18 protein-coding genes are annotated in these 23,870 nt (G+C 64.6%); 5 read left to right on the top strand and 13 right to left on the bottom strand.

The genetic code is table 11. From position 1 onward, the window contains the following. Positions 1-32 precede the first annotated feature (32 nt). On the top strand, positions 33-719 hold the full coding sequence (phoB, locus tag EO245_RS08330) for a phosphate regulon transcriptional regulator PhoB (protein ID WP_128892483.1): 687 nt from the start codon (positions 33-35) through the stop codon (positions 717-719). Between the two features lies 1 nt (position 720). Here the strand turns inward: phoB and EO245_RS08325 are convergent, their stop codons facing one another. From EO245_RS08325 to EO245_RS08310, 4 genes are read right to left on the bottom strand one after another with little or no spacing between them, the layout of a single operon-like run. Continuing rightward, entirely contained in the window at positions 721-1,386 is a 666-nt protein-coding gene (locus tag EO245_RS08325) for an extensin family protein (protein WP_234026859.1), read from the bottom strand. Between the two features lie 59 nt (positions 1,387-1,445). Beyond that, a complete protein-coding gene (locus EO245_RS08320) occupies positions 1,446-4,988 on the bottom strand; it encodes an error-prone DNA polymerase (RefSeq protein ID WP_128892481.1) in 3,543 nt (1,180 codons plus the stop codon). Between the two features lies 1 nt (position 4,989). Beyond that, on the bottom strand, positions 4,990-6,429 hold the full coding sequence (locus EO245_RS08315) for a UdgX family uracil-DNA binding protein (protein WP_128892480.1): 1,440 nt from the start codon (positions 6,427-6,429) through the stop codon (positions 4,990-4,992). Then, positions 6,426-7,670 carry a putative DNA modification/repair radical SAM protein gene (locus EO245_RS08310; protein ID WP_128892479.1) on the bottom strand — a complete coding sequence of 415 codons (1,245 nt, stop codon included), beginning with the start codon at positions 7,668-7,670 and terminating at the stop codon, positions 6,426-6,428. Before EO245_RS08310 ends, EO245_RS08315 begins: the two co-directional genes overlap by 4 nt. Positions 7,671-7,769: 99 nt before the next feature. On the opposite strand from EO245_RS08310, the gene EO245_RS08305 reads away from it, so the two are divergent. Beyond that, complete coding sequence (locus EO245_RS08305; protein WP_128892478.1) at positions 7,770-8,084, top strand: hypothetical protein; 315 nt, start codon at positions 7,770-7,772, stop codon at positions 8,082-8,084. On the opposite strand, the gene EO245_RS08300 is transcribed toward EO245_RS08305, so the two are convergent. Further along, the gene (locus EO245_RS08300) at positions 8,081-9,670 is read right to left on the bottom strand and encodes a DNA polymerase Y family protein (RefSeq protein WP_234026858.1); all 1,590 of its coding nucleotides are present in this window, start codon (positions 9,668-9,670) and stop codon (positions 8,081-8,083) included. The genes EO245_RS08305 and EO245_RS08300 overlap by 4 nt on opposite strands. Beyond that, positions 9,582-10,385: a hypothetical protein gene (locus EO245_RS08295; protein WP_234026857.1), complete on the bottom strand. Its 804-nt coding sequence runs from the start codon at positions 10,383-10,385 to the stop codon at positions 9,582-9,584. The genes EO245_RS08300 and EO245_RS08295 overlap by 89 nt, the downstream gene beginning before the upstream one ends. A 129-nt stretch (positions 10,386-10,514) precedes the next feature. Between EO245_RS08295 and EO245_RS08290 the strand changes: the two genes are divergently transcribed. Continuing rightward, positions 10,515-11,000 (top strand): pyridoxamine 5'-phosphate oxidase family protein, encoded by a 486-nt coding sequence (locus tag EO245_RS08290; protein WP_128892476.1) that lies wholly within the window; start codon positions 10,515-10,517, stop codon positions 10,998-11,000. Between the two features lie 54 nt (positions 11,001-11,054). Here the strand turns inward: EO245_RS08290 and EO245_RS08285 are convergent, their stop codons facing one another. Together EO245_RS08285 and EO245_RS08280 are read right to left on the bottom strand one after the other, a co-directional pair. Beyond that, positions 11,055-12,635, bottom strand: a complete 1,581-nt coding sequence (locus tag EO245_RS08285; RefSeq protein WP_128892475.1) for an amino acid permease — start codon at positions 12,633-12,635, stop codon at positions 11,055-11,057. A gap of 101 nt (positions 12,636-12,736) precedes the next feature. Continuing rightward, complete coding sequence (locus EO245_RS08280; RefSeq protein WP_128892474.1) at positions 12,737-14,152, bottom strand: sodium-dependent transporter; 1,416 nt, start codon at positions 14,150-14,152, stop codon at positions 12,737-12,739. A gap of 130 nt (positions 14,153-14,282) precedes the next feature. Here EO245_RS08280 and panB point away from each other — a divergent pair, with 130 nt between their 5' ends. Further along, positions 14,283-15,155, top strand: coding sequence for a 3-methyl-2-oxobutanoate hydroxymethyltransferase (panB, locus tag EO245_RS08275; RefSeq protein WP_128892473.1), 873 nt, complete (start codon positions 14,283-14,285; stop codon positions 15,153-15,155). A 29-nt stretch (positions 15,156-15,184) separates the two neighbouring features. Further along, positions 15,185-16,255 carry a DUF475 domain-containing protein gene (locus EO245_RS08270; protein ID WP_128892472.1) on the top strand — a complete coding sequence of 357 codons (1,071 nt, stop codon included), beginning with the start codon at positions 15,185-15,187 and terminating at the stop codon, positions 16,253-16,255. Here the strand turns inward: EO245_RS08270 and EO245_RS08265 are convergent. From EO245_RS08265 to EO245_RS08245, 5 genes are read right to left on the bottom strand one after another with little or no spacing between them, the layout of a single operon-like run. Further along, complete coding sequence (locus tag EO245_RS08265) at positions 16,209-17,183, bottom strand: bile acid:sodium symporter family protein (protein WP_128892471.1); 975 nt, start codon at positions 17,181-17,183, stop codon at positions 16,209-16,211. The two genes, EO245_RS08270 and EO245_RS08265, sit on opposite strands and share 47 nt — an antisense overlap. A 41-nt stretch (positions 17,184-17,224) precedes the next feature. Then, positions 17,225-19,006 (bottom strand): tetratricopeptide repeat protein, encoded by a 1,782-nt coding sequence (locus EO245_RS08260; protein WP_164931289.1) that lies wholly within the window; start codon positions 19,004-19,006, stop codon positions 17,225-17,227. After that, positions 18,990-20,354, bottom strand: a complete 1,365-nt coding sequence (gene prsR / locus EO245_RS08255; RefSeq protein WP_128892469.1) for a PEP-CTERM-box response regulator transcription factor — start codon at positions 20,352-20,354, stop codon at positions 18,990-18,992. Before prsR ends, EO245_RS08260 begins: the two co-directional genes overlap by 17 nt. Continuing rightward, a complete protein-coding gene (gene prsK, locus EO245_RS08250) occupies positions 20,354-22,477 on the bottom strand; it encodes an XrtA/PEP-CTERM system histidine kinase PrsK (RefSeq protein ID WP_128892468.1) in 2,124 nt (707 codons plus the stop codon). Before prsK ends, prsR begins: the two co-directional genes overlap by 1 nt. Further along, positions 22,474-23,859 (bottom strand): TIGR03013 family XrtA/PEP-CTERM system glycosyltransferase, encoded by a 1,386-nt coding sequence (locus EO245_RS08245; RefSeq protein ID WP_128892467.1) that lies wholly within the window; start codon positions 23,857-23,859, stop codon positions 22,474-22,476. The genes prsK and EO245_RS08245 overlap by 4 nt, the downstream gene beginning before the upstream one ends. Between the last annotated feature and the right edge of the window lie 11 nt (positions 23,860-23,870).

The raw sequence follows: 23,870 nt of genomic DNA, 5'->3' as shown, positions 1-23,870 counted from the left end.
CTCACTGAACGGCGAAAACAGGGATGAGTACCATGTCGACCGCCAAGCTGCTTCTCGTCGAAGACGATCCGGCCCTATCCGAGCTTCTCCAGTTCCGTTTCGAGACCGAGGGCTATGACGTGCGCGTCACGCCCGATGGCGACGAGGCACTGGTCATGGCGTCCGAAGAGCTGCCCGACCTCATCATTCTCGACTGGATGATCGAGGGCACCAGCGGCATCGAAGTTTGCCGCCGCCTGCGCCGCTCGAAGGAAACCGGGCACGTCCCGATCATCATGCTGACCGCGCGCGAGGCCGAGGACGACCGGATTCGCGGCCTCGAAACAGGTGCCGACGATTATCTCACCAAGCCGTTCAGCCCGCGCGAACTGCTCGCGCGCGTTGCGGCGGTCATGCGGCGCATTCGCCCTGCATTGGCCGGGGAGTCGCTCGAAGTCGGCGACATCCGCCTCGATCCGGTCGCACACAAGGTCGAACGGCGCGGCAAGTCGCTCCAGCTCGGCCCGACCGAATACCGCCTGCTGAAATTCTTCATGGAAAGCCCGGGCCGCGTCTTCAGCCGAAACCAGCTGCTCGACGGCGTATGGGGCACGGGAAGCGATATCGAGCTGCGGACGGTCGACGTCCATATCCGTCGCTTGCGCAAGGCGATCGAAATGGACGGGGCCAAGGACCCGATCCGCACCGTGCGTTCTGCAGGATACGCGCTCGAAAACTGAGCTAGCGGCAGACGCTGCGGTACCGCTCCGACTGGTCGAAGTGGAAATGGTCGCGGTGCGCCTCGTTGTAGTCGGGCGACAGCACGGTCGCGAACATCTGGCATGAGCCGTCGCGCACATCGCGCAGGAAACGCGCCTTCGCTCCCTCGTCAGCCCAGTCCGCGAGGACGCTGATGCGCTGACCGTCTTCGGTCTCGAAACCGGCGATGTCGATTGCATTGCCGGTCGCATGTTCGCTCCACGGGGCATCTGGTGAGCCGTACATGCGGCGACAGCTATAGGCCCCGAGATGGTCGACCTGCGCGATCTCGCTGCCGAGATGGCGCATCGCGGCAGGCTGCACCACATCGCGCATCCATAGGTGCAGCCCGATGCCGACCGGGCAGGTCGTCGCCGGCGGGTCCGCGAGCGGAAGCGCCGCCATGACCGTACGGTCCGGCCTGGCGCATTGTCCCTCTCCCGCTGCTTCGAGCGCGCGGTAGGTTACGTCGCTGCGGTCGAGGACCGCGCGGCATTCCGCGGGATCGCCCTTGAGTGCGAGCAACTTGCCCTCGGTCGCCCAGCCCGGCGGATCGTCGAGATCGAGCGGCGCCCACGGGTTGTGCTCCGGATGCTCTGCCAGCCATGCGCGGCCTGCCACGAGCAGTCCGATCGCCAGCAGCAGCATGATCACCCGCCTATCGCCGGCGAACTTTCCTATGCGCCGGGAAATCCTGAAGCGGTCGTTCAATGGAAGTCCCTCGATTTCGGCATGATCCGCACATCGCGCGGATGGCCCTGGTGGTAGCCGCATTCGCGGTTGCCCGGCGGCGGTTCCTGCCACGGCTCGACCGGCTTGTAAGGATCGTCAGCCCCTTCCCGCAAGTCGTTGCGCGGATTGGCTTTTCCAGTCTGTAGCGGGCTGTTGACATGGTCGGCCCGCGCGATGGGCGCATTGAGTATGTCGTCCGACAGCTTGTAGAGCTGGTGGCTCGCGTCGGTCATGTGGTGGGCGATGACGTGGATCACCTCGTCGTCATACTCGACCCGCCCACGCACTTCCATCAGGCGTGAACCCATCACCACAGTGCGTTGTTTTTCCTTGAGATCGGGCCACACGACCAGGTTGATGACGCCGGTCTCGTCCTCCAGCGTGATGAAGCACACGCCCTTGGCGCTGCCCGGTCGCTGGCGGATCAGCACCACGCCGGCGACATTGACCATGGAACGGAACTTGCGCTCGCGCAGGTCGCAGGCGCGCACGAAGCCGCGCTCGGCAAGCTCGGGGCGCAGGAAGGCCATGGGGTGCGCTTTCAGGCTGAGGCGCGTCGTCTGGTAGTCGGCGACCACCTCCTCCGACAGCGGCATCTGCGGCAGGTGCGTACGCGCCTTCTCCGCCCCTTCGTCGCGCTGCTCGGCATGACGGAACAGCGGCAGGTCGGGCCCGGAGACGATGCTGCGCGCATCCCACAGCGCCTGCCGCCGCGACAGCTGCATGGAACCGAAGCAATCCGCGCTGGCGAGCCGTTCGACATGCGCCGGCGGCACGCGAGCCCGGTCACGTAGCGCCATGACGTCATCGTAAGCCCCTGTTTCCTCGCGCTCGGCGACGATCCGGGCGGCGATATGCTCGGGCAGCCCGTCGACCTGCCGCAGGCCGAGCCGCAACGCGATATGCCGGTCGAGCCGCCCGCTGTCGCGGCAATCCGTCGCGGCGTCACCGATGGTTTCAAGCGTGCAATCCCACTGCGAGTGATTGACGTCGGCCGGCAGCACGATGACGCCATGCTCGCTCGCATCGCGAACGATCTGCGCCGGGGCATAGAAGCCCATCGGCTGCGAGTTGAGCAGCGCACAAGCGAAGGCGGCAGGGAAGTGGCATTTGAGCCAGCTCGATACATAGACAAGGTGCGCGAAGCTCGCCGCGTGGCTTTCGGGGAAGCCGTATTCGCCGAAACCGCGGATCTGGTTGAAGCAGCGCTGGGCGAAGTCGCGGTCGTATCCGCGTGTCACCATGCGCTCGACCATCATGTCCTGCAACTCGTCGACCATGCCGCGGCTGCGGAAGGTCGCCATCGCCTTGCGCAGTCGGTTCGCCTCGGTGGAGGAGAACCTGGCCGCGTCGAGCGCGATCTTCATCGCCTGTTCCTGGAAGATCGGCACGCCCAGCGTACGCTCGAGAATGCTCGACAGCTCATCCGGCGGGCCGTGCTCGGGGCTCGGGGCGGGAATGACGACCTTTTCCGCCCCGCGGCGCCGCTTGAGGTAGGGATGGACCATGTCGCCCTGGATCGGGCCGGGACGCACGATCGCGACCTGAATGACGAGGTCGTAGAACTCGCGCGGGCGCAGGCGTGGCAGCATGTTCATCTGCGCCCGGCTCTCGACCTGGAAGACGCCGAGCGAGTCCCCCTTGCGCAGCATGGCGTAGGTTTCGGGGTCCTCGCGCGGGACGGTGGCAAGCGTCAGCCGCCTTTCATGATGTTTTTCAAGCAGATCGAGGCATTTCTTGATGCAGGTCAGCATGCCGAGGGCGAGCACGTCGACCTTGAGGATACCGAGCGCCTCGATGTCGTCCTTGTCCCATTCGATGAAACTGCGCTCCGGCATGGCCCCGTTCCCGATCGGCACGGTTTCGGTGAGCGCGCCCTCAGTGAGGATGAAACCGCCGACATGCTGCGACAAATGGCGCGGCATTCCAATCATTTGCTCGGTCAGTTTGAGAACACGGCGGAGATGCGGATCGGTGATGTCCATCCCGGTTTCCGCGACATGCGCCTCGCCGATCTCGCGGCCCCACCCGCCCCAGACAGTCCGGGCGAGCGCGCTGGTGACATCCTCCGACAGGCCCATCGCCTTGCCGACCTCGCGGATCGCCATGCGCGGGCGGTAGTGGATGACCGTCGCGCACAGTCCTGCGCGGTGGCGTCCGTACTTGCGGTAGATGTGCTGGATCACCTCCTCTCGCCGCTCGTGCTCGAAATCGACGTCGATATCGGGCGGTTCCTTGCGTTCTTCTGAGATGAAGCGGTCGAACAGCAGCTGGTGCTTCGACGGATCGACGCTGGTGATGCCGAGGCAGTAGCACACCGCCGAGTTCGCCGCGCTGCCCCGCCCCTGGCACAGGATCGGCGGATCAACCTCGTTGCGGGCGAAGTCGACGATGTCCTTGATGGTGAGGAAATAGCGCGCGAGATCCAGCTTCTCGATCAATTCGAGCTCGCGCTCGAGCGTTGCCTCGACGCTGTCCGGCACACCGTGGGGGTAGCGCCACTGCGCCCCCTGCCAGGTAGATTTTTCAAGGTATTGCTGTGGCGTCATGCCGCCGGGATAAATCTCTTCCGGGTATTCGTAGCGCAGCTCGTCGAGGCTGAAATCGCACGTATCGGCGACCTCGCGCGCTGCGGCGATTGCATGGGGCCAGCGCTCGAACAGGCGGAGCATGACCTCTGGCGGCTTGAGGTAGCGCTCGGCATTGCCGTGCAGCAGGTGGCCCGCCGCATCGACCGTGGTCTTGTGGCGGATCGCGGTCATTACGTCCTGCAGCGGGCGGCGCTGGGGGGCGTGGTAGTGAACGTCGTTGGTCGCAAGCAAAGACAGCCCGTTTGCCCTCGCCAGCGTATCGAGCCGGTCGATGCGCGCCACGTCGTCGCCGGAGTAGAGATAGCTCGCCGCGATGTGGCGAAGGCTCGGCAAACCCTTGGCAAGATGGGGAATTGCCTGCGCGAAGGGCACCTCCACACGCCGCTGCACCGTGCGCCCGCCGATCGCGATGACATTGCTCGCCCAGGCAGGCACGGTCACCTCCGCGTCGAGATCGCGCGGAGGCAGGAGAATAAGCTGCACCCCCTCGGCATGGGCGGCGAGCATGCGCAGCGAAATGTCGCACTCGCCCTTGGCCTGCCACTCCCCGTCGAGCGTCTGCATCCGCCCGGCGCTGATCAGGCGGCAGAGCCTGCCATAGGCCGCCCGGTCGCGCGGGTAGGCGAGGAAGGCCAGCCCCTCGACCGTTTCCACACGGCAGCCGATAAGTGGCTTCAATTTAAGCGTTTTCGCTTCAGTGTGGATGCGGACCACGCCGGCCATGGTGTTCGCATCGGCGATCCCGATCGCGTCATAGCCGTGCTGGCGTGCGGTCATCACGAGGTCGACCGCATCGGAGGCTCCGCGCAGGAAGCTGAAACAGCTCACCAGCCCAAGCTCGACGAAGGGCGCACGTGGCGGCGCGTCGATCAGGTCGGGATCGAGTTCGATCCTTCGCTTGTCGGGAGTGAGGGCCGCCTCGGGCATATCACGCTGCGAGCTCCTCCAGCCGCTCCTTCACGGCGGCGAGATCGGCGTCGAACAGGCGAGCCTGCTTCTCGGCCGCCTCGCCGTCGAGGCGCAGGAGGTAGGAGGGGTGCGCGGTGATCCACAGCTCGCTGCCATCCTCGAGCGCAATCGGTTCGCCGCGAGCTTTGGAGATACTTACCGTCTTGCCGAGCATTCCGCGCGCCGCGCTCGCACCGAGGGCCAGGATGACCCTGGGCTTCACGATCGCGCGCTCGCTCTCGATCCACCAGCGACAGGTGTCGATTTCCTTCGCGGTCGGCGACTGGTGCAGCCGGCGCTTGCCGCGCTGGACGTATTTGAAGTGCTTCACCGTGTTGGTGACATAGGCCGCGCCGCGATCGATCCCCGCCTTCTCGAGATGGCGGTCGAGCAATTGCCCGGCGGGACCGACGAAGGGACGGCCTGCCTGGTCCTCCTGGTCGCCCGGCTGCTCGCCGACGATCATGAGAGAAGCATCGCGCGGCCCCTCGCCCATCACCGCATGGTTGTCGAGCTGGCCGATCGGGCATTTGCGGCAGCGATGGATCGCCGCATCGATCGCCTCGAGCGTGTCGGGCCGAGCCTCGAATTCCAGCGCACCTGCCTCGACCATTTGCGACTCCCGTTTCTGCGCGCCCGCGACCAGCTCGGGAATGAGCGATGCCTCGGGCATATTCTTCCAGTACTTCTTGGGCATCTCCTTGAGCATGGCGCCCACCTTCAAACGCGCCGGATTGAAAATGGATGCGTAGTACTTGCGCCACAGGTCCTCGGTCGGATCGCCGCTCGGCGCATCGCTGCGCTGCGCAGGCGGGCCTTCGGACATGGTGTGGCCGTCCCAGTGGAGGCAGCCCTTCGGGGTCAGGATCGACCATTTCATGTTGGCGAAGCGGCGCATGAAGAAGCCTGCATTGGCGCGCACGATGTGATGCTCCGGCTCGAACCAGGCGACGTAGTAGTCCTGCGCTTCGGGCTCGTCGCTCTCGACCAGGCGGAAGCGGACGAAGGCGTGCATCTTGTGGCTGTCGCGCCGCACGTTCTTGTCGAGCTCTTCCACGCGGCGCACGTCGAGGTCGGTCTTGTCCTCCATCAGCCGCGGGTTGGACTGGAGCCGCCAGAGCAGGCGGTAAAGCAGCGCGAAACGTTCAGGCTCGGAATGGAGCGCAGCATTCTTCGCGAGCGAGACGAAACGGCGGTTGGCGCGCACGGGCCGCGCGCCCGCTTCGGGCACGGGCAGGCGACGGTCGCCGCCGGAGAAGAGATCACCACTACCGCCCGGCTCGACCCATGCCACCCGGTCCGGCGGCACGTCGCATTGCACGAGCTGCCGCGCCCGTTCGCGCCAGAAGTCGAAATCGTCCGGCTCGGGCAGGTTCACCACGTAATAGGTGCCGAGCTTCACATGCTGGAGCGCCGTCATGCCGCGAACAGCTCCAGCTGCTCCTGCTTCGGCGCGAGCAGGCGGCGCAGGTCCGCCCGGTCGGTCAGCATGGTCGGTCGCCAGTCGAGCGTGCAGATGAAAGGCCGCACCTTGGCGATCGACTGGGTAAGGCGCGCGACGTCATCCAGTCGCAGCGCGTGGTGGCGTCGTGCCGCAATGATCCGGTTTACCGCCGTGACGCCAAGTCCGGGCACGCGCAGCAATTGCTCGCGGCCCGCGCGGTTGACGTCGAGCGGGAACATGTCGCGGAACTTGAGCGCCCAGGCGAGCTTGGGATCGATGTCGAGCGGCAGGTTCCCCGCCGCATCGGTCGCCTGCATGACTTCGCCCGGCTTGTAGCCATAGAAGCGCATCAGCCAGTCGGACTGGTAGAGGCGGTGCTCGCGGATCAGCGGCGGGCGCTTCAGCGGGAGGACCGCGCTCGCATCGGGGATCGGCGAGAAAGCGGAGTAATAGACGCGGCGCAGCTTGAAACCGTCGTACAGCCGGCTCGCCTTGCCCACGATATCGGAATCGCTCGCCCCGTCGGCGCCGACGATCATCTGGGTCGACTGGCCGGCCGGAGCGAAGCGCGGCGCGTGGCGGAAGCGCTTCTTCGCATCCTTCGCCTCGACGATGTCGTCCTTCGTCTTCGCCATCGCACCTTCGATCTGGCCTGCGTTCTTGTCGGGCGCGAGGCGGTTGAGGCCGCTGTCGGTCGGCAGCTCGACATTGATCGAGACGCGGTCGGCATAAAGACCCGCCTGGTGGACCAGTTCCGGGTCCGCTTCGGGGATGGTCTTCAAATGGATGTAGCCGCGAAAATCGTGCTCTTCGCGCAGGATGCGCGCGGTCTCGACCAGCTGCTCCATCGTGTGGTTCGAGCTCTTCACGATACCCGAGGAGAGGAACAGCCCCTCGATGTAGTTGCGCCGGTAGAAGGCCAGCGTCAGGTCGGCGACTTCCTGCGGGGTGAAGCGCGCGCGGCGGATGTTCGAGCTCTTGCGGTTCACGCAGTAATGGCAATCGAACACGCAGTGATTGGTCAGCAGGATCTTGAGCAGCGAGATGCATCGCCCGTCGGGCGCATAGGCATGGCAGATGCCCATCCCTTCGGTCGAGCCGATGCCCTTCCCGCCGAGCGAGTTCTTCTTCGTCGTCCCGGACGACGCGCAGGACGCATCGTACTTCGCCGCATCGGCGAGGATTTCCAGCTTCTCCATGATGGTCTGCGAGCCCATATGTTCCTTATATGTTCTCACGCGGGATTCGCCAAGCGGATTGTTGGATCAGCTTGTATTCAGGCGGCTAGTCCGACATCCTTGCCGCAGGAGGAAATCATGAGCGCAGACATCCACGATCCGCACGCCGGCACACCGCCCTGGCGTATGCTGCTGTGGGGCAGCATCCCCGTGCTGCTGGCGATCCCCGCGATCGGGATGCTGTTCAGCGCGGAAGTGGACTGGAGCCTGTTCGACTTCGCGCTCGCCGCCGGACTGCTTTCGGGCACCGCGCTGGTTGCCGAGATCATCATGCGCAATGCGCGCTCCTTTCCGCTCAAGGCGCTGCTGATCGCGCTGCTGCTTGCCGCCCTTGCCTTCGTCTGGGTCGAGCTTGCGGTCGGGGTCGTCGGATCGCCCATCGCGGGCAGCTAGGCGCACAGCCCCTGCAGGTACCAGTCGGGTAATCCGCCCTCGCGGTCGTTGCCGCGTCCGTCGCCGATCAGTCCGTGGCGGTAGATCCAGTAGCGCCGCCCTTCCCCGTCCTCGATACGGTAGTAGTCGCGCAGCCGCGTGGTCGAGCGTTCGCGCCACCATTCGGGCGCGATCCGCTCCGGCCCCTCGACGCGGGTAACCTCGTGCACCTTCCCCCGCCAGCGGAAGCGCTGGGGATAGCCGTCGGGCGTGGCATAGAGCACCGCGATCTTCTCCGCCCGGTCGAGCAGTTTGAGCGGGCGCGCGTGGAAGCGCAGCTCCTCCTGGCTCGAGGGTTCGGGCTCGAGCGGTTTCTGCCAGCGCTGGGCACGTTCGGGCAGGTGGCTGGCATGCAGGACCGGGCGGCGCACCGCCTTCTCGCCGAGACGCACGGTGAGCCGGTCGACGAAGGCTGACAGCGAAGTGCCATGCGCCTCCGCCCCGGCTTCGATATCGCCCTGGTCGAGCGCCAGCGGTTCGGCCCAGCTTGCGCGCAGGCGCACCGTCTCGATCCCGAAACCGGCATCCACATCGTCGAGCTTGGCTGCGAAGAGCCGGCAGATATGCGCCGGGTCGCGCGTTGCGGCGGACAGTTCCAGCGCGCGCACGACGACCTCGCCATCGATCCGCCACAGCCCCAGCTCGAGCCGCCGCGCGCCCTGCGCCTTGCCTTCGAGCTCGCGCGCCATGTCCTGCGCAAGGTCGGCGAGCACCTGGTCGAGCAGTTCGCGGTGACGGATCGGCTCCATCAGCCTGCGCTGGACGAGCGGCATCTGCTGCGGGACGACCGGCAGCAACGGCTCGGGCACCTTGCCGAGCAGCTGGTCCATGCGGATCAGCGGGTTGGCGGCGGGCGACTTGCGATTGCGGAAACGCCGCATGATCGCATCGCGCCCCACCGTGCCGAGCTCGCCAAGCCGCTTGAGGCCAAGGCGTCGCAGGACGGTCAGCACGTCTTCGTCGAGCCGCAACGCCGCGACCGGGAGGTCCGACAAGCGCGCAGACGCATCCTCGTCGCATGCGAGGATCGCCCGCTCCGGTCCGTGGTGCGAGAGGGCCCAGGCCGCCCCCGCCGTGGGCGCGATGGCGAGCCGGGCAACGAGATCGCGCCTGGCTAGGGCCGCCTGCGCATCGGCCAGCAGTTTCGCCTCGCCGCCGAACAGGTGGGACACCGCCGTCACGTCGACGATGATCCCGTCGGGCGCATCGAGCGCGCTCCACGGTCCCCAGCGCCGCGCCCACAAGGCGAGCTTCTCGAGGAAGTCGAGATCGCCTGCCGGATCGCTCGGCGCGACCTGCAGCTGCGGGCACAGGGTCCGCGCATCGGCGAGCATCATGCCGCGCCGCGCGCCGGCAGCGCGTCCGGCATCGTTCGCCGCGTCGATACGCGGGCCATGGGCAGTTTCGGTAATCAGTACGAGCGGTTCGGCATCCCTCCCCCTGCCGCGCTCGCAGCCCTCACCGAGCCGCCAGCGATCGATCGCCAGCCGTGCCAGCCAGATCGACAGGATGCGCCTGCCGGGCGTCGGGGCCAGTGTCGTTGGCACCGATGCGGTCGCTGGGCTTGGCGGCGACGAGGGTCTGTCCGTCATCGCTCACAATCCATTCCCCGGGTGCATGCCTGCGTGCCCGGAACAGTTCGGCGCGCCAGTGCGGCGTGCCGGGGGCCTGCGCGTTCCATTCCGGCGCAGGCGAAGGGGACGGTCGCACCTCCCAGCGCATCCGCGCCGAGGACAGGTCGCGTCCGGCATCGAGCCGCACGAGCCACAGCTGAACACCGTGCTTTTCCGCAGCAAGGCTGAGGCGCCGCGAGGCCGTGAAGTCGAGCGCCTTGGGATTGCCCGCGATTTCCCCCAGCACGAAAGCGAGATCGCGGCAGCGCAGCCCCTCCTCCAGTGCGAAGAGCGCATCTTCGGTCTTCTCGGCAACGACATGGATCACCCGGTGACGCAATTCGCGCGGCAGGCCCGGCCGGTAGGGACGCCCGGTCAGCCGCACCGAGGCACGGTCCTGCACCCACAGCACTGCGCGGCGATCCTCGCTCTCGCACAGCGGCCCGTGCTGTTCCGCGCGCAATTCGTCGAGCGCCAGCGCAAGGGCGAGCCCGCCGCCGCTCGCATCGCGGCTTTCGGCAAAGACCTCGCTATGCGACGCCTGCCCCAGACCGGGCCGCCAATGCGTCGCCCGCGCCGCGGAAAGCGCGGCGATTTCGCTGGCGGAAGCGAGGTCGGGCAGATCGGTCATGGCAGCGGAACGACTCATATGTTCCACTTATGTTCCATTTCCCGATGATTCGCAATTCGTCTCCTGCCCGGTTCGATCCGTCTCCTCTTTCGGAACGGCTTTGCGCCGCCAACGTTCTGAAACCAAACCCCAAGAGGAGATCCCCCCATGAAATACTCAGATGGCAAAACCGACGAACTGAAGACCAAATTCTGGAAGGCGCTGGCGGATTCGCCGTTCCTGTTCCTCCAGCTCGACGCAGAGCCCTCCACTGCCGTCCCGATGAGTCCGCAGCTCGACAAGGACGCCAACAGCTCGATCTGGTTCTTCACCCACAAGAAGAGCGATTTCGCCGCTCTCGGTCCGGTGACCGCTACCTTCCAGGGCAAGGGGCACGACATGTATGCCCGCTTCCACGGACAGCTTTCGGTCGAAACCGATCAGGAGCGCTTCGACCAGTTCTGGAACAATTTCGTCGAGGCCTGGTACGATGGCGGCAAGGACGATCCGGACATCCTGTTCCTACGCATGGATCTCGGCGACGCCGAAATCTGGAATGGCGACCTCGGCCTGCTGAACACCGCCAAGATGGCGCTGGGCCAGAACGTCCACGAAGAAGCAGAAAAGGAGCACGTCGAAAACGTCGCGCTCTGATTGCACTGACCTAGACAGAAAAGGGCGGCCGTGATGGCCGCCCTTTTTGTATTGTCAGTCCGCTTTGGGCGGATGGATCGGAACCATGGTTTCCTCGCCACCTACCTCGTCGACCACCTCGACGATACCCCGGCCCAGATGGCTACGGCTCCGGCCATAGAGGAAGTAGATCGCGACACCGACTGCGCCCCAAGCCGGCAGCACGGCAATCGCCTGCCACGGCAGATTGACGTAGAGGAACAGGCACCCTGCAAGCGTCAGGGGCGCCACGATCCAGACGCCAGCCATGCGGAAGGGCCGCGGCCTGCCGGGATCGGTCTTGCGCAGCACCAGTACCGTCACCGCGACCATGAAGAACGCGTAGAGCGTCCCGGCATTGGCATAGTCGGCCAGCAGCCCGACCGGGAAGAAAGCCGCACCGACCGCAACGACAAGACCCGTCATCGCCGTGACGATGTGCGGCGTTTTCCACTTCGGATGCACCGCGCTGAGACGTTCGGGCAACAACCCGTCGCGGCTCATGACGAAGAAGATGCGGGTCTGCGCAAAGATCAGCACGAGGATGACCGATGGCAGGGCAAGGAATGCAGCGATACCGAGCATGTTGCCGACGCCAGACCAGCCGATCTGTCGCAGGACATGAGCCAGCGCCTCGTCCGAGCAGACCAGCGCACCCGAATAGGCTGGCAGCGCGCACTGGCGAGCAAGCTCCTCCGACCCGGCAGGAAACGGAATACCGCCCGGCCCCATGATCGGCTGGCCGCCAATCGTGCCAATCGCGCCCGCTGCAACGAGGATGTAGAAAACGGTACAGAACAACAGCGATCCGATCAGCCCGAACGGAACGTTCTTTTGCGGGTCCTTGGTTTCCTCGGCCGCAGTCGAGACGGCATCGAAGCCGACATAGGCGAAGAAGATCGTTGCCGCAGCGCCGACTGCGCCGATGCCCGATCCCAGACCGCCGAACACGCCTGCGGGCAGGAACGGGTTGAACTTCGACGTGTCGAATTCAGGGCTTGTCAGGGTCAGGGCGATGAAGGCCGTCAGCGCGGTCACCTTGATCGCCACCAGAACGGCGTTGACCTTGGCGCTTTCGCTGGTGCCGATCATCAGCAGCCAGGTCACCAGGAGAGCGATAACCAGCGCAGGCAGGTTTATCAGCCCGCCCGGCGCCCCGCCCAGCGCGAGCGGCCCCGCACTGAGCCAGGCCGGTAATTGTATCCCGAAGAATTCGTTCAGGATCGTCCCGCTGAAATATCCCGACCAGCCGACCGATACGGCGCTCGCCGCAACGGCATATTCGAGGATGAGGGCCCACCCGACCGTCCAGGCGAGAAACTCGCCGACCGATGCATAGCTGTAGGTGTAGGCCGAGCCCGCAACGGGGATCATCGCCGCGACCTCCGCATAGCAGAGCGCGGCGACGATGCAGACCGCACCGGCAATCGCGAACGCCAGCATGAGGCCCGGTCCGGCCTTTTGCGCGCCGGCAGCCGTAAGGACGAAAATACCCGTGCCGATTACGCAGCCGATGCCGAAGAGCATGAGCTGGAAACCACTGAGCGTACGATGCAACGACTTCTTTTGCGCCGTCGCCAGAATGGCGTCGAGCGGCTTTACTCTATCCAACAGCATTGGCCGGATGTCCCCCCAGGCCCGCCGCGAGACATCCTCGCTCCGCCAGCCGGATCGCCGCTAGATACGCGCGAAAATCCGGCCGGGAAAGCGGAATGACGTCAGGAGCCGAGGATGTCGGGGAAAATCCCGATAACGAGGATGATCAGCAGTGCTGCCGGACAAACGAAACGCACGAGTGCGCGCCAGGTCTGGTGAAGCACTCCATCGAGGCCGTTCTCGTCGTCGATCAGCTTCGCATCGGCAACCCAGCCGACGAACAGGCAGGTCAGGATGGCACCGATCGGCATGAACAGCTTGGCAGTCACGTCATCGAGAGCGGTGAAGAAATTCGCTTCCGCAAAGAGCGGGATGAAGCCGAGCGGACGGAAGTCTGCGATTTCGTTGAATGAAAGCGCCGCCAGAACGCCCAGCACCGCCGCGCCGAGACCGACGATTATCGTCGCGACTGCCCGGTTCATCTTGAACTTCTCGAACACGTAGGCGGTCGGCGCCTCGAGCAGAGAAACCGAGCTCGTCAGCGCCGCGAAGAACACCATGACGAAGAATGCGAGGCCGATGAGCGATCCGAACGGCATCGACTGGAATGCGAGCGGGAGCGACTGGAACATGAGGCCCGGCCCTGCACCCGCCGAGAGGCCGGCGGCAAAGACGATCGGGAAAATCGCGAGGCCCGCAAGCATGGCCACGCCGGTATCCGCACTAGCGATGATGCCCGAGGTTTCGGCAAGATTGGTGTCGCGATTGGCGTAGGCGCCATAGGTCATCATGCCTGCGACACCGAGCGACAGTGAGAAGAACGCCTGCCCGACCGCTGCCAGCATCACCTCACCGGTCAGCTTCGAGAAGTCGAAGGTGAACAGGTAGCTCACCGCATCGCTGAAATTGCCGGTGAACGCGCCGTAGATGGTGATGCCGAGGAACAGCACGAAGAATAGCGGCATGAGGTAGACCGCAACCCACTCGATCCCGCTCGACACACCGCGCGCAACGAAGAACATGGTCACCGCGAGGAAGCCAAGGTTGAGCCCGACCATGAGGGAGCCGTTGCTCTGCAATGCGGGCCAAAGCCCTTCAATGTCCGAGGCTGCGCGGCCATCGAAAGCCCCGCCGGTCAAGCCGGTCTGGAACAGGTCGCTCAGGAATACGCCGATGTAATAGACGACCCAGCCGCCGACCACGCAGTAGAAGCTGAGGATCAGGAAGGCGGCGAACACGCCCATGGAAGCAAGGATGCTCCACCCTTCCGGCGCGTTGGAATCGCGCGCCACGCGGCGAACGCTTTCCGGCGCGTTGGCCTGGCCGTGACGACCGACCAGGACTTCGGAGAGCAGGACCGGCAGGCCGATCAGCAGGACGCAGAAGATGTAGAACAGGACGAAGGCCCCGCCACCGTTCTCACCCGCTTCGGCGGGGAAGCGCCACATGTTGCCCAGGCCAACCGCCGAACCGACGGCTGCCAGAATGAAAGCACTGCGCGACGACCAATTCTCGTGGCCCGAACCTTTTGCTGCCATGATTGAAAAAGCACCCTCTTGCGGCGCGCCTTTGGCGCGCGATCCCTAGTTGTTGCCCTCCTAGCAATGAATTTCGCGTCCAGTCGAGGGAGCATTTGCGCAATTCCCCGGCTCCGCTAGAAGCGCATCCATGTCCACGACCTTCCAGCTAGACACTGCGACCAGTCGCGCAAATCCGACCCCGGCGCCGATGAAGCGCCTCACGGTCCCGAAGATCCGCCAGCGCAAGAAGGACGGCGTGACCGCTGAACCGCTGGTCATGCTCACCGCCTACACCGCGCGCCAGGCCCAGCTACTCGACGCGCATTGCGATCTGCTGCTGGTCGGGGATTCGCTCGGCCAAGTGATCTACGGGCTTCCTTCGACCATTCCGGTAACGCTCGACATGATGGCCAATCATGCGGCCGCCGTTGTGCGCGGGAGCTATCATTCGGTGGTCGTCGTCGACATGCCCTTCGGCAGCTACGAGGCATCGAAGGAGCAGGCTTTCGAGAGCGCGTCCTACCTTCTGAAGCAAAGCGGCGCTGCCGCGGTGAAGCTCGAAGGCGGGCAGGCGATGGCGGAAACTGTTGCCTTTCTCAACCAGCGCGGCATTCCGGTGATGGGTCATGTGGGCCTTACCCCGCAGGCGGTGAACGTGCTCGGCGGATATGCCGCGCGCGGTCGTAGCGATGCGGAGGCAGACAAGATCGTATCGGATGCGGAGGCGCTCGACGAAGCCGGCGCATTCGCGATCGTCATCGAAGGCGTGATCGAACCGATCGCTATTGCGGCGACCAAGGCCGTCACCGCCCCGACCATCGGCATCGGCGCATCGGCCCAGTGCGATGGACAGGTGCTCGTCACCGAAGACATGCTCGGCATGTTCGAGCGCGTCCCGCGTTTCGTGAAGCGCTACGAAGACATCGCCTCGGTTATCGAGACCACGGTGCAGAAATACGCCGCAGAAGTGCGTGACCGCAGCTTCCCCGGCGAAGAACAGACCTACCAGCCCAAGAGCTGATCCCCAGCCAGTTCCCGGATATCCAATCGATGCAGACCCTGCTGCAATACTACAAGTTTTCGCTCGGCTTCACCGCGCTGTGTTTCGTCCTGGCCGCTTGGTACGGCTGGACTAGCACCGGCTCGATCACGGCAACACTCGCCATCGTGTGGATCGTGCTGGTCCTCTCGATCCTCGAAGTTTCGCTGAGCTTCGACAATGCGGTCGTCAACGCGACCGTTCTGCGCGAAATGGACCCGGTCTGGCAGCAGCGCTTCCTGACAATCGGCATCCTGATCGCGGTGTTCGGCATGCGGATCGTCTTTCCAATCGCCATCGTTTCGATCGCAGCAAACCTGGGTCCGCTCGACGCGATAGAGCTCTCCCTCAACAATCCGGAAGAATACGAGCGGATCGTCTCGAGCGCCCATATCGGTATCGCCGGTTTCGGCGGGGCGTTCCTCGCGATGGTCGGCCTCACCTTCTTCTTCGATTCCGAGAAGGACACGCACTGGATCGGCAGTATCGAGCGGACCATCAACCGCTTCTCCAGCGTGCCTGCGGTCGAGATCGGCCTCGTACTCGGCCTCGTTTACGGCGTATCGACCATGCTCGGACAGGATGAGGCATTCACCTTCCTGACCGCAGCAATCCTCGGCCTGCTCACCTTCATCGGCGTAAACGCGCTCGGCGCAATCATCGAGCAGCGGGAAGCGCGCAAGAAGGCAGCAGGCGAAATCGTCCGCTCCGGCCTCGGCGGCTTCCTCTACCTTGAAGTGCTCGACGCGAGCTTCAGCTTCGACGGCGTGATCGGCGCCTTCGCACTGTCGAACAACATGATCATCATCGCGCTCGGCCTGTCGGTCGGTGCGATGTTCGTGCGTTCGATGACCATCCATCTCGTGCGCACGGGCACGCTGGCGCAGTATCGCTATCTCGAACACGGTGCCTTCTGGGCGATCATCGTCCTCGGTGTGATCATGCTGCTGTCGGCGCGCTATCACATTCCCGAGACGATCACCGGCCTGATCGGCGCGGTGCTGATCGGCCTGTCGCTGTGGTGGTCGATCCGCTTCAACCGGAAGCGGCTGGCGGATGAGCCGCAAAGCGAGCCGCAATAGGCGCGGCGATCACCAGCTGCGCGAAGTGATAGACCAGCAGCGGTAGCAGCACGAACCCGGCCTGCGCGGGCGGGAATATCAGCCCTGCCAGCGGCGCACCGACCGCAATGCTCTTCTGTGCTCCGCCGAAGACGAATGCGATCCGGTCTTCGCGCGAATAGCCGATCAGCCCGCTGACGAGCCATGCCCCGCCATGGCCGAACAGCAGGAACAGCGCAGTAAGGCTCATAAGCGCAAGCCATGCGGTCGTGTCGAGATCGCCCCCTGCACCGTTCTCGACCGCGCCGGACGTTGCGACATAGACCGCCATCGCAATCGCGATCCGGTCGAGCCACACTGCTCTCGCCTTCTCGCGATCGACCACCGGTTTGAGCCAGTGCTGCACGACCTGTCCAATGACGAATGGAAGCACGAGAAGCAGCGCAATCCTCACCACGGCGTCATTGCCGATCTCACCGACGGCTCCCCCACCGAGCAATGCGAACAGCGGCGCGCTGATGAAAACCCCCGCAATGCTTCCCAGCGCCGCTCCGATTACGGCAAGCGCGGTGCTGCCGCCTGCGATCGTTGTGTAGGATGTCGCCGACTGCACGGTCGAAGGCATGCAGCCCAGATATATGAAGCCCAGCGCAATGACCGGCGGCAGGACTTGCCCTCCCAATGCAGCGAGCCCTACTCCGGCAATCGCCATTGCAATGAATATCCAGCCGAACAGCGGGACGAGGAAACGCAGGTTACCGAGCCCGCGCAGGACCTCGGCACGGCCGACCCGGATGCCGTTCACGAAGAAGAGCAGGAAGATGAGGCCGTTCGAAACGGCCCTGACCGGCCCGCTCGCCTCACCCGTGGCTGGCAGCACCAACGCAAGCGCGACCGCCAGCACCAGCAGGCGAAGCATCGGATCGGAGAGGAAAGCCAGTCTCGACATGGCGCATGCATGTGCAGCCTCATGCCGATGCTGTCGATAGGTTAGGCGCCGAGCAGGCGCGCCTTTCGTTTTGCAGCAGCGATCATTGCCGGGTCGACTTCAGCCTGCTCGTATACATTCGCAAGCGTCGAGACGGTGTCGCGGTGCATGGGCGCAAGATCGTGAGCGGTTTCGGCAAAGACCAGCGCGTCGTCAATCTCGCCCAGTGCCAATGACGCCTTGGCGCGCAGGACAAGCAATGCAGGATCGCGCGCGCCACCTGCGGCGATTGCGCTATCCGCTGCGCGCGCGGCTTCGCCCCATCGCCCCTCGATCGCGAGAAATTCTGCGAGGACCGCCAAGGCTTCCTGGTTGAAGGGTGCGCTCGACAAGTGATCTCCCACCACGGCCAGCGCTTCGTCGTTCGCGCCGCCGAACTGCAGCAAGCTGCTGCGCTTGTATGCGAGCGGCCAGCTGTTGCGAACCCGGGCAGCAGCCGAAAACCTGTCCTGCGCAGCATCGAACCGGCGTGACGCCATAAGGCCATCGCCGGCAAGGATCATCGCATCGACCGAGCCCGGGATTTGGCCGAGGAATTCCTCGCTCGCCCGAGCTGCAACCTCTGGCCTCCCTGCCCCAATGGCGGCGCGCGCGAGTATGAGGACATCTGCGCCATTGGCCGTCTTGCGCCCTGCGGCAACGGCGAAGGGTGTGCTGCTCGTAATCTCGCGGAAACGATCGCGACCGGCCATGTTGGACCGGTCGAGCATTTCACCAGCCTTCCGGCGATCGCCGATGCTCTCGAACGAACGGGCAACCAGTGTCTGGAGATAGGGCGCAGCATCGTCGCGCGATGCCTCCTCGCCGAATTCGTAGACCAGTTCCCTGTCGCGCCGCCCAAGATGCAGCGACTTGGCCCAGAGGAACCGGACACGTCGGTTGTCCGGTTGTCGGACGGCCAGTTGTTGCAGCGTCTGTGCCGCGCTCGAATAATTGGCGCGTTGGAGATCGAGGATGCCGGAAAGCAGCAACGCAGAAGGAGTTTCCTCCGCCAGTTCCGAGCTGCGCTGCAGGAGCGAATAGGAAAGGTCCCATTTGCCTGCCCGCGCCGTGAGAACAGCCTGCAGGTAATGTACCCGTGAATTGCCCGGATCGACCTTCTGCAATTGCCTGACCGCTGCAAGCATGTCGCTGTAGCGGCCGGCCTCCCCAAGCGTGGCGGCATACTCTGCCAGTAGTTCGGCAGATTCCGGATGCTGCTCGAGCGCCTGCTCCATCGAATGGATCGCACGCGCCGGGCCCAGCGCATCGCGAGTGAGCTGCGCATCCAGTATTGCGGCGGGCAGGCTGTCCGGGTCGATCTCGGATGCGCGCCTGCTTGCCTCGAATGCCTGTACATGTTCGCCGCCGGCGAAACGCAGGCGGGCAATGTCGACCCATAGTTCTGCCGTTTCCCCGCCAGCCTCGAGGGACCGGTCGAATGCCCTTCCCGCGGCAGGGAGGTCGCCCTCTGCCATCGCGAGACGGCCGAGCATGTGATTGCCGTGAGCCTCGGTCTCGGGACTAAATCTCGTGTCGGTCAGCCAGTCCCGCGCTTCCGCCAGTTGCCCCTGTTGGAGCTTCGCTTCGCCAAGATAAGCCGCGACATCGGCGCGGGCCGCACCGTCGCTCAATGCTTCGCGCAAGGACACTTCCGCAGCAATCGCATCGCCGTCCGACAGCGCCTCGCGTGCGCTTTCGATCGGCGAAAGCTCGGGTTCGCTCTCGCTGCACGCAGCAAGCGCGCAAGCGAGTGCAACCGCGACAATTACGCGTTTTATCGGCGTGTCAGGCGTGCAGGTCATACTGCTTGAGCAGGTCGTAGAGCGTCGGCCTGCTGATCCCGAGGAGCTTGGCCGATTGCGAGATATTGCCCTCGCTTCGAGCCAGCGCATGCCGGATCACCTTGCGATCCACCTGTTCGCGTGCACTCTTCAGGTTGAGTGCCTCGCAGGTTTCGTCTTCGTCCTCGTCGAGGTCGAGATCCTCGGCAGCGACGAGCTTGCCTTCCGCCATGATGACGGCGCGCTTCACCCGGTTTTCCAGCTCGCGAACATTGCCCGGCCACGGCCAGGCATCGATCGCGGCCAACGCGTCGGGCGCGAAGCCCTTCACCTTTGGATTGATCTCCTCGGAGAAGCGGTTGAGGAAATGCTTGGCCAGGAGCGTCGCATCGCCCGGCCGCTCTGCGAGGCTGGGGATTTTCACGACGATTTCGGCAAGGCGGTAGAACAGGTCTTCGCGGAACTGGTTCTCGCCGATCATCGCTTCGAGGTTCTGGTGCGTGGCGCACACGATGCGCGTATCTACCGCGATCTGCTTGCGCCCGCCGATGCGTTCGATCGTGCGTTCCTGGATGAAGCGCAGCAGCTTGACCTGCAGCGGCAGCGGAATGTCGCCGACCTCGTCGAGAAACAGCGTGCCGCCATGCGCTTGTTCGATCTTGCCCTCGGTCGTCTTGACGGCGCCAGTAAACGCGCCCTTCTCGTGACCGAAAAGCTCGCTTTCGAGCAGGTTTTCCGGGATCGCCGCGCAGTTGATCGCGACGAACTCGCCATCGCGGCGATTGCTGGCGTCATGCAGGCCGCGGGCAAGCAATTCCTTGCCAGTCCCGCTCGCGCCGAGGAGCATGACCGAGACATTCGTATTGGCGACGCGCTCGATCGTGCGGGCGACCTTCGCCATCTCGGGTGCTGCCGTGACCAGACCGCCGAGCACGGTCTTGTCCTCACCCACCTTGTCGGCGAGGCGACGGTTCTCTTCCTCGATCTCGTGCAGGTTGAAAGCGCGCCGGACGATCAGGCCGAGAGCCTCGATATCGACCGGCTTCTGGTAGAAATCGTAAGCCCCGCGCTCGATCGCCTGCAACGCACTCTCGCGCGCGCCGTGACCAGACGCAACGATCACCTTGGTATCGGGCTTGAGCGCCATGATCTCGTCGAGCACGGCGAAGCCTTCCCGCGTACCGTCCGGATCGGGCGGCAGGCCGAGGTCGAGCGTGACGACCGCCGGTTCCTCCGCACGCAGCGCCGCAAGCGCCGATGCCCGGTCGCCGGCAATGGTGACGTCGAAGTCCTCGTAGGCCCACTTGAGCTGGGCCTGCAGGCCCTCGTCGTCCTCCACGATCAGGAGCTTGGGTTTCATATCGGCCATCATGCCACCTCTGAAGTGATTGCGTCGTCCGGTCCCTTGAACAGGTCCGAAACCTCGTTGAGCGGGAATGTGATCGAGAAGCGCGTGCCGAGCCCTTCACGTGATTCGACATCGAGCCGGCCGCCCATGGCTCGCACCAGCTCGCGCGCTTCGTAGGCGCCGATGCCGAAGCCGGAGGACTTGGAAGACACGAACGGCTTGAACAGGCCGCTGCGCACGAACTCCGGCGTCATTCCCGCGCCTGAATCGACGACCTGGATGCGGCCCTTCAGCTTGTCGGTCGATACCTCGATAAAGACCGTTTGCTCGGCCTCGCTCGCGTCTATCGCATTCTGCACCAGGTGGATCAGCGCCTGTTCGAGGTTTTCCCGGTCGGCGACCACTTCGACTTCGTCTTCGGCAATCACCTGCACCGGATGCAGCTTGCCCATCCGCTCGCAAACCTGGCGCGCAAGGTCGCTGAGCGAGATCGTTTCGCGGTGATCGGATGCACTGGTGCCGTAGCGGTTGAGGCGGGCGATGAGATTGTTGAGCTTCTCGGAGCTCTTGCGCAGCGTCACCAGCATGTCGGCCCGGAACTCGGGCTTCTCGGCATGAAGTTCGGCATTGCGTGCAAGCAGCGAAAGCTGGCTCGCAAGGTTCTTCACATCGTGCATCACGAAGGCGATGCGCCGGTTGAACTCGTCGAAGCGCGCCGCTTCCATGAGCGCCTGCTGGACGGACTGCTCGGCAAGGTAGCTGGCGAGCTGCTGGCCGACGATCCGCAGCAGGTCGAAATCCTCCCAGTCGAGCCTGCGGGGATCGGACGGGCGGGCAAGCACGATGATACCGGTCAGCCGGTCGAAGTGGACCAGCGGGACCATCGCCCAGGCCTTGGGCTCATCGACCAGCCACTGCGGGATCAGCGAAAGTTCGCCCTTCCGGTCGCTGCCTCCCCGCGCATCGTCGACATCGACGATGAAGAGATCGCGCTCGAGCAATTGCGAGAAGTCATTCGAGATGGGCGATGCAGGCACTTCGAGCGCGCCCCATTTCCAGCGCGAGGCCAGTTCGAAACCGCCGTTGTCGTCGCGCACCAGGAGCAGACCGGCCGGACTGTCGGTGATGTCGGCCATCGCCTTCACCGCGCGCTCGTGTAGCGAGTGACCGTCCTCCCGGTCCTCCGCGATCGTGCGGGTAAAGCGCAGCCATTCCGCCCGGTAGTCGTAGCGATGCTGGAACAGGTGCTTGACCGCAGTAACCTTGACCCAGCCGCGCAGCCGCTTCGACGGCAGCCAGAGCAGCGCGACGACCGTCGCGGCAAAGGTGAAGCCGACTTGCGTCAGCCGGGCGATGTCGCCGCCGAGCATCGAGAGCGACTGCGCGATCCCGACCATGACTAGCAGGTAAGCACCGATCACCAGCAGCGAGAGAGTCTGGAACGTAACCGCGCGCGACGGCTTGAGACGCATTGCGGCGGAACTGCCGCTCGATCCGATCGCTAGCGGAATCGCAGCAGTCGCCACGACGAGGCCGCGCACCGCCATCATCTCGACCGGCAATGTGCTGCCGAGATAGGCGATGGTGTAGACGTTGAGGTCGAAGGCCCAAAGCGCCGCGAATGCCGCAGTCGTCCAGCGCAGCGTCTGGCGCACCGGCTGGGCCGCGCCGACATAGAGATTGTGCAGCAGCACGAGCGCGCCGATCGCGACCAGGATCCGCAACATCGCCATGATCTGGAGGACGAGCAGCGCCGGCTCGGGCGTGGTTGCGTAGCTCGTCGCAATGACGATCAGAACCGCCTGCAAACACTCGACAAACCCGAGCGCGAACGCGACGGGCCGGATCGGGCGCATGCTCTGGTCGCGCCCATCGTTCGCGTAGAGCTTGAAGATGACGTAGATCCACGAGAGGTTCCGCACGATCTCGAGCCACGCTGTCAGCCCGTTGAGCGGGCCGAGCGCCGCGTGCGAGACAGACCATCCGGCGGTAATGGTGAGAGCCGCGACAAGCGGAATACGGTCGGTGCGTTTCGCGTCCCCGCGACGCATGATCCACGCGATTGCGACACAGCACGCAGCGGCGCCCGCGATGTGAAACGCGAACGCCAGCAGGATCCAGATGTTGTCCACCCCTCCGCTCATCGCGCGCCCTCCGGCCAGAGGATCACACGCAGCGTCTGCAGCAGGATCAGGAGATCGAGGAAGGGCGTGTAGTTCTTCGCGTAATAGAGGTCGTATTCGAGCTTGTGGCGCGCATCCTCGATGCTGGCGCCGTAGGGATAGTTGATCTGCGCCCAGCCGGTGATGCCGGGCTTCACCATGTGGCGTTCAGCGTAAAAGGGCAGTTTGTCTTCGAGGTCGGTGACGAATTTCGGGACTTCGGGACGCGGTCCGACGAAGCTCATCTCGCCCTTGAGCACGCTCCACGTCTGGGGCAGCTCGTCGATCCTGACCTTGCGGATGAACTTGCCGAGCCGGGTTACGCGCGGGTCGTCCTTCTGCGCCCATTTCGCACCGTCCTTCTCCGCATCGGTACGCATGGAGCGCAGCTTGATGACGTCGAACGACTGGCCGTAGAGACCGACACGCTGTTGGCGGAAGAACGCCGGACCCTTGCTGTCGAGCTTAACGAGCAGCGCAAACAGCAGGATGATCGGGGCTGTCGCGATCAGCAGCAGGCCCGAAGCAAGAATGTCGAACACCCGCTTGGCCGCGCTCGACAGCATCCGCCCTGAGGAGAAACCGTCAGAGAAGATAAGCCAGCTCGGATTGACGGTATCGAGATCGATCCGGCCAGTCTCACGCTCCATGAAGCTGCTGAATTCGTTGACGTGTACACCGGTCGTCTTGATGCGCAGCAGGTCCTTCAGCGGAAGGGCATTGCGGCGTTCCTCGAGGGCGAGAACGACCTCGCTCGCGCCGAGATTATCGACGAACTTGCCGAGATCGTGGATCGCCTCACGCGAGATGGCCTCCTCGACCTCGCGGTTCGCCTCGGTCATGGCGATATAGGCGACGATCGCAAAACCCGATCCGGGGCGGTCGGCCAGTGCCTTCAGGCGACTTGCGCGCAGCCCCGCTCCGAGCACGACAACGCGTCGGCGGAAGGCGGAGCTGCCGATGAACATCCCCACCAGCAGGCGCGCGAATACCAGCAGCAGCGCGGCAATGACCATCGCGTAGAGCAAGGTCGAGCGCCAGAAAGTCGCTCCAGGCAGGACGAAATCTATGACCGAAAGCGCAATAATGCCGAGGCTGATTGCTACGAACAGGCGAGCGCAGGCGAAGCGCATCGAATGGAGCGCGTCGCTTCCGTAAACGCCGACCGCGATCATGGCGGTCCACAGCACGATGGCGAAACCAGCGAGCGGGCCGATCCGGCTGGCCAGCGAGCCCGGCTCGATACCGATCTGCGACGCGCGCAGCAGCCAAGCGAATTCGCCCGCCGCGCCGAGTAGCGCCAGGTCCAGCAGCCCCAACAGCACGACGGCATGGGGGATGTAATGCTTGAACAGGCGGATCATGTGCCCCGTCC

The sequence above is a fragment of the Erythrobacter sp. HKB08 genome (assembly GCF_004114695.1).
In the GTDB taxonomy this organism is placed as follows: Bacteria; Pseudomonadota; Alphaproteobacteria; order Sphingomonadales; family Sphingomonadaceae; genus Parerythrobacter_A.
The sequence above is the reverse complement of the archived record's forward strand: the minus strand, read 5'-3'. Positions and strand labels throughout refer to the sequence as shown.

Coding starts and splice junctions, on each gene's coding strand:
- phoB (WP_128892483.1), top strand. CDS start 33: ATGTCGACCGCCAAGCTGCTTCTCGTCGAAGACGATCCGGCCCTATCC.
- EO245_RS08325 (WP_234026859.1), bottom strand. CDS start 1,386: ATGCTGCTGCTGGCGATCGGACTGCTCGTGGCAGGCCGCGCATGGCTG.
- EO245_RS08320 (WP_128892481.1), bottom strand. CDS start 4,988: ATGCCCGAGGCGGCCCTCACTCCCGACAAGCGAAGGATCGAACTCGAT.
- EO245_RS08315 (WP_128892480.1), bottom strand. CDS start 6,429: ATGACGGCGCTCCAGCATGTGAAGCTCGGCACCTATTACGTGGTGAAC.
- EO245_RS08310 (WP_128892479.1), bottom strand. CDS start 7,670: ATGGGCTCGCAGACCATCATGGAGAAGCTGGAAATCCTCGCCGATGCG.
- EO245_RS08305 (WP_128892478.1), top strand. CDS start 7,770: ATGAGCGCAGACATCCACGATCCGCACGCCGGCACACCGCCCTGGCGT.
- EO245_RS08295 (WP_234026857.1), bottom strand. CDS start 10,385: ATGAGTCGTTCCGCTGCCATGACCGATCTGCCCGACCTCGCTTCCGCC.
- EO245_RS08290 (WP_128892476.1), top strand. CDS start 10,515: ATGAAATACTCAGATGGCAAAACCGACGAACTGAAGACCAAATTCTGG.
- EO245_RS08285 (WP_128892475.1), bottom strand. CDS start 12,635: ATGCTGTTGGATAGAGTAAAGCCGCTCGACGCCATTCTGGCGACGGCG.
- EO245_RS08280 (WP_128892474.1), bottom strand. CDS start 14,152: ATGGCAGCAAAAGGTTCGGGCCACGAGAATTGGTCGTCGCGCAGTGCT.
- panB (WP_128892473.1), top strand. CDS start 14,283: ATGTCCACGACCTTCCAGCTAGACACTGCGACCAGTCGCGCAAATCCG.
- EO245_RS08270 (WP_128892472.1), top strand. CDS start 15,185: ATGCAGACCCTGCTGCAATACTACAAGTTTTCGCTCGGCTTCACCGCG.
- EO245_RS08265 (WP_128892471.1), bottom strand. CDS start 17,183: ATGTCGAGACTGGCTTTCCTCTCCGATCCGATGCTTCGCCTGCTGGTG.
- EO245_RS08260 (WP_164931289.1), bottom strand. CDS start 19,006: ATGACCTGCACGCCTGACACGCCGATAAAACGCGTAATTGTCGCGGTT.
- prsR (WP_128892469.1), bottom strand. CDS start 20,354: ATGGCCGATATGAAACCCAAGCTCCTGATCGTGGAGGACGACGAGGGC.
- prsK (WP_128892468.1), bottom strand. CDS start 22,477: ATGAGCGGAGGGGTGGACAACATCTGGATCCTGCTGGCGTTCGCGTTT.
- EO245_RS08245 (WP_128892467.1), bottom strand. CDS start 23,859: ATGATCCGCCTGTTCAAGCATTACATCCCCCATGCCGTCGTGCTGTTG.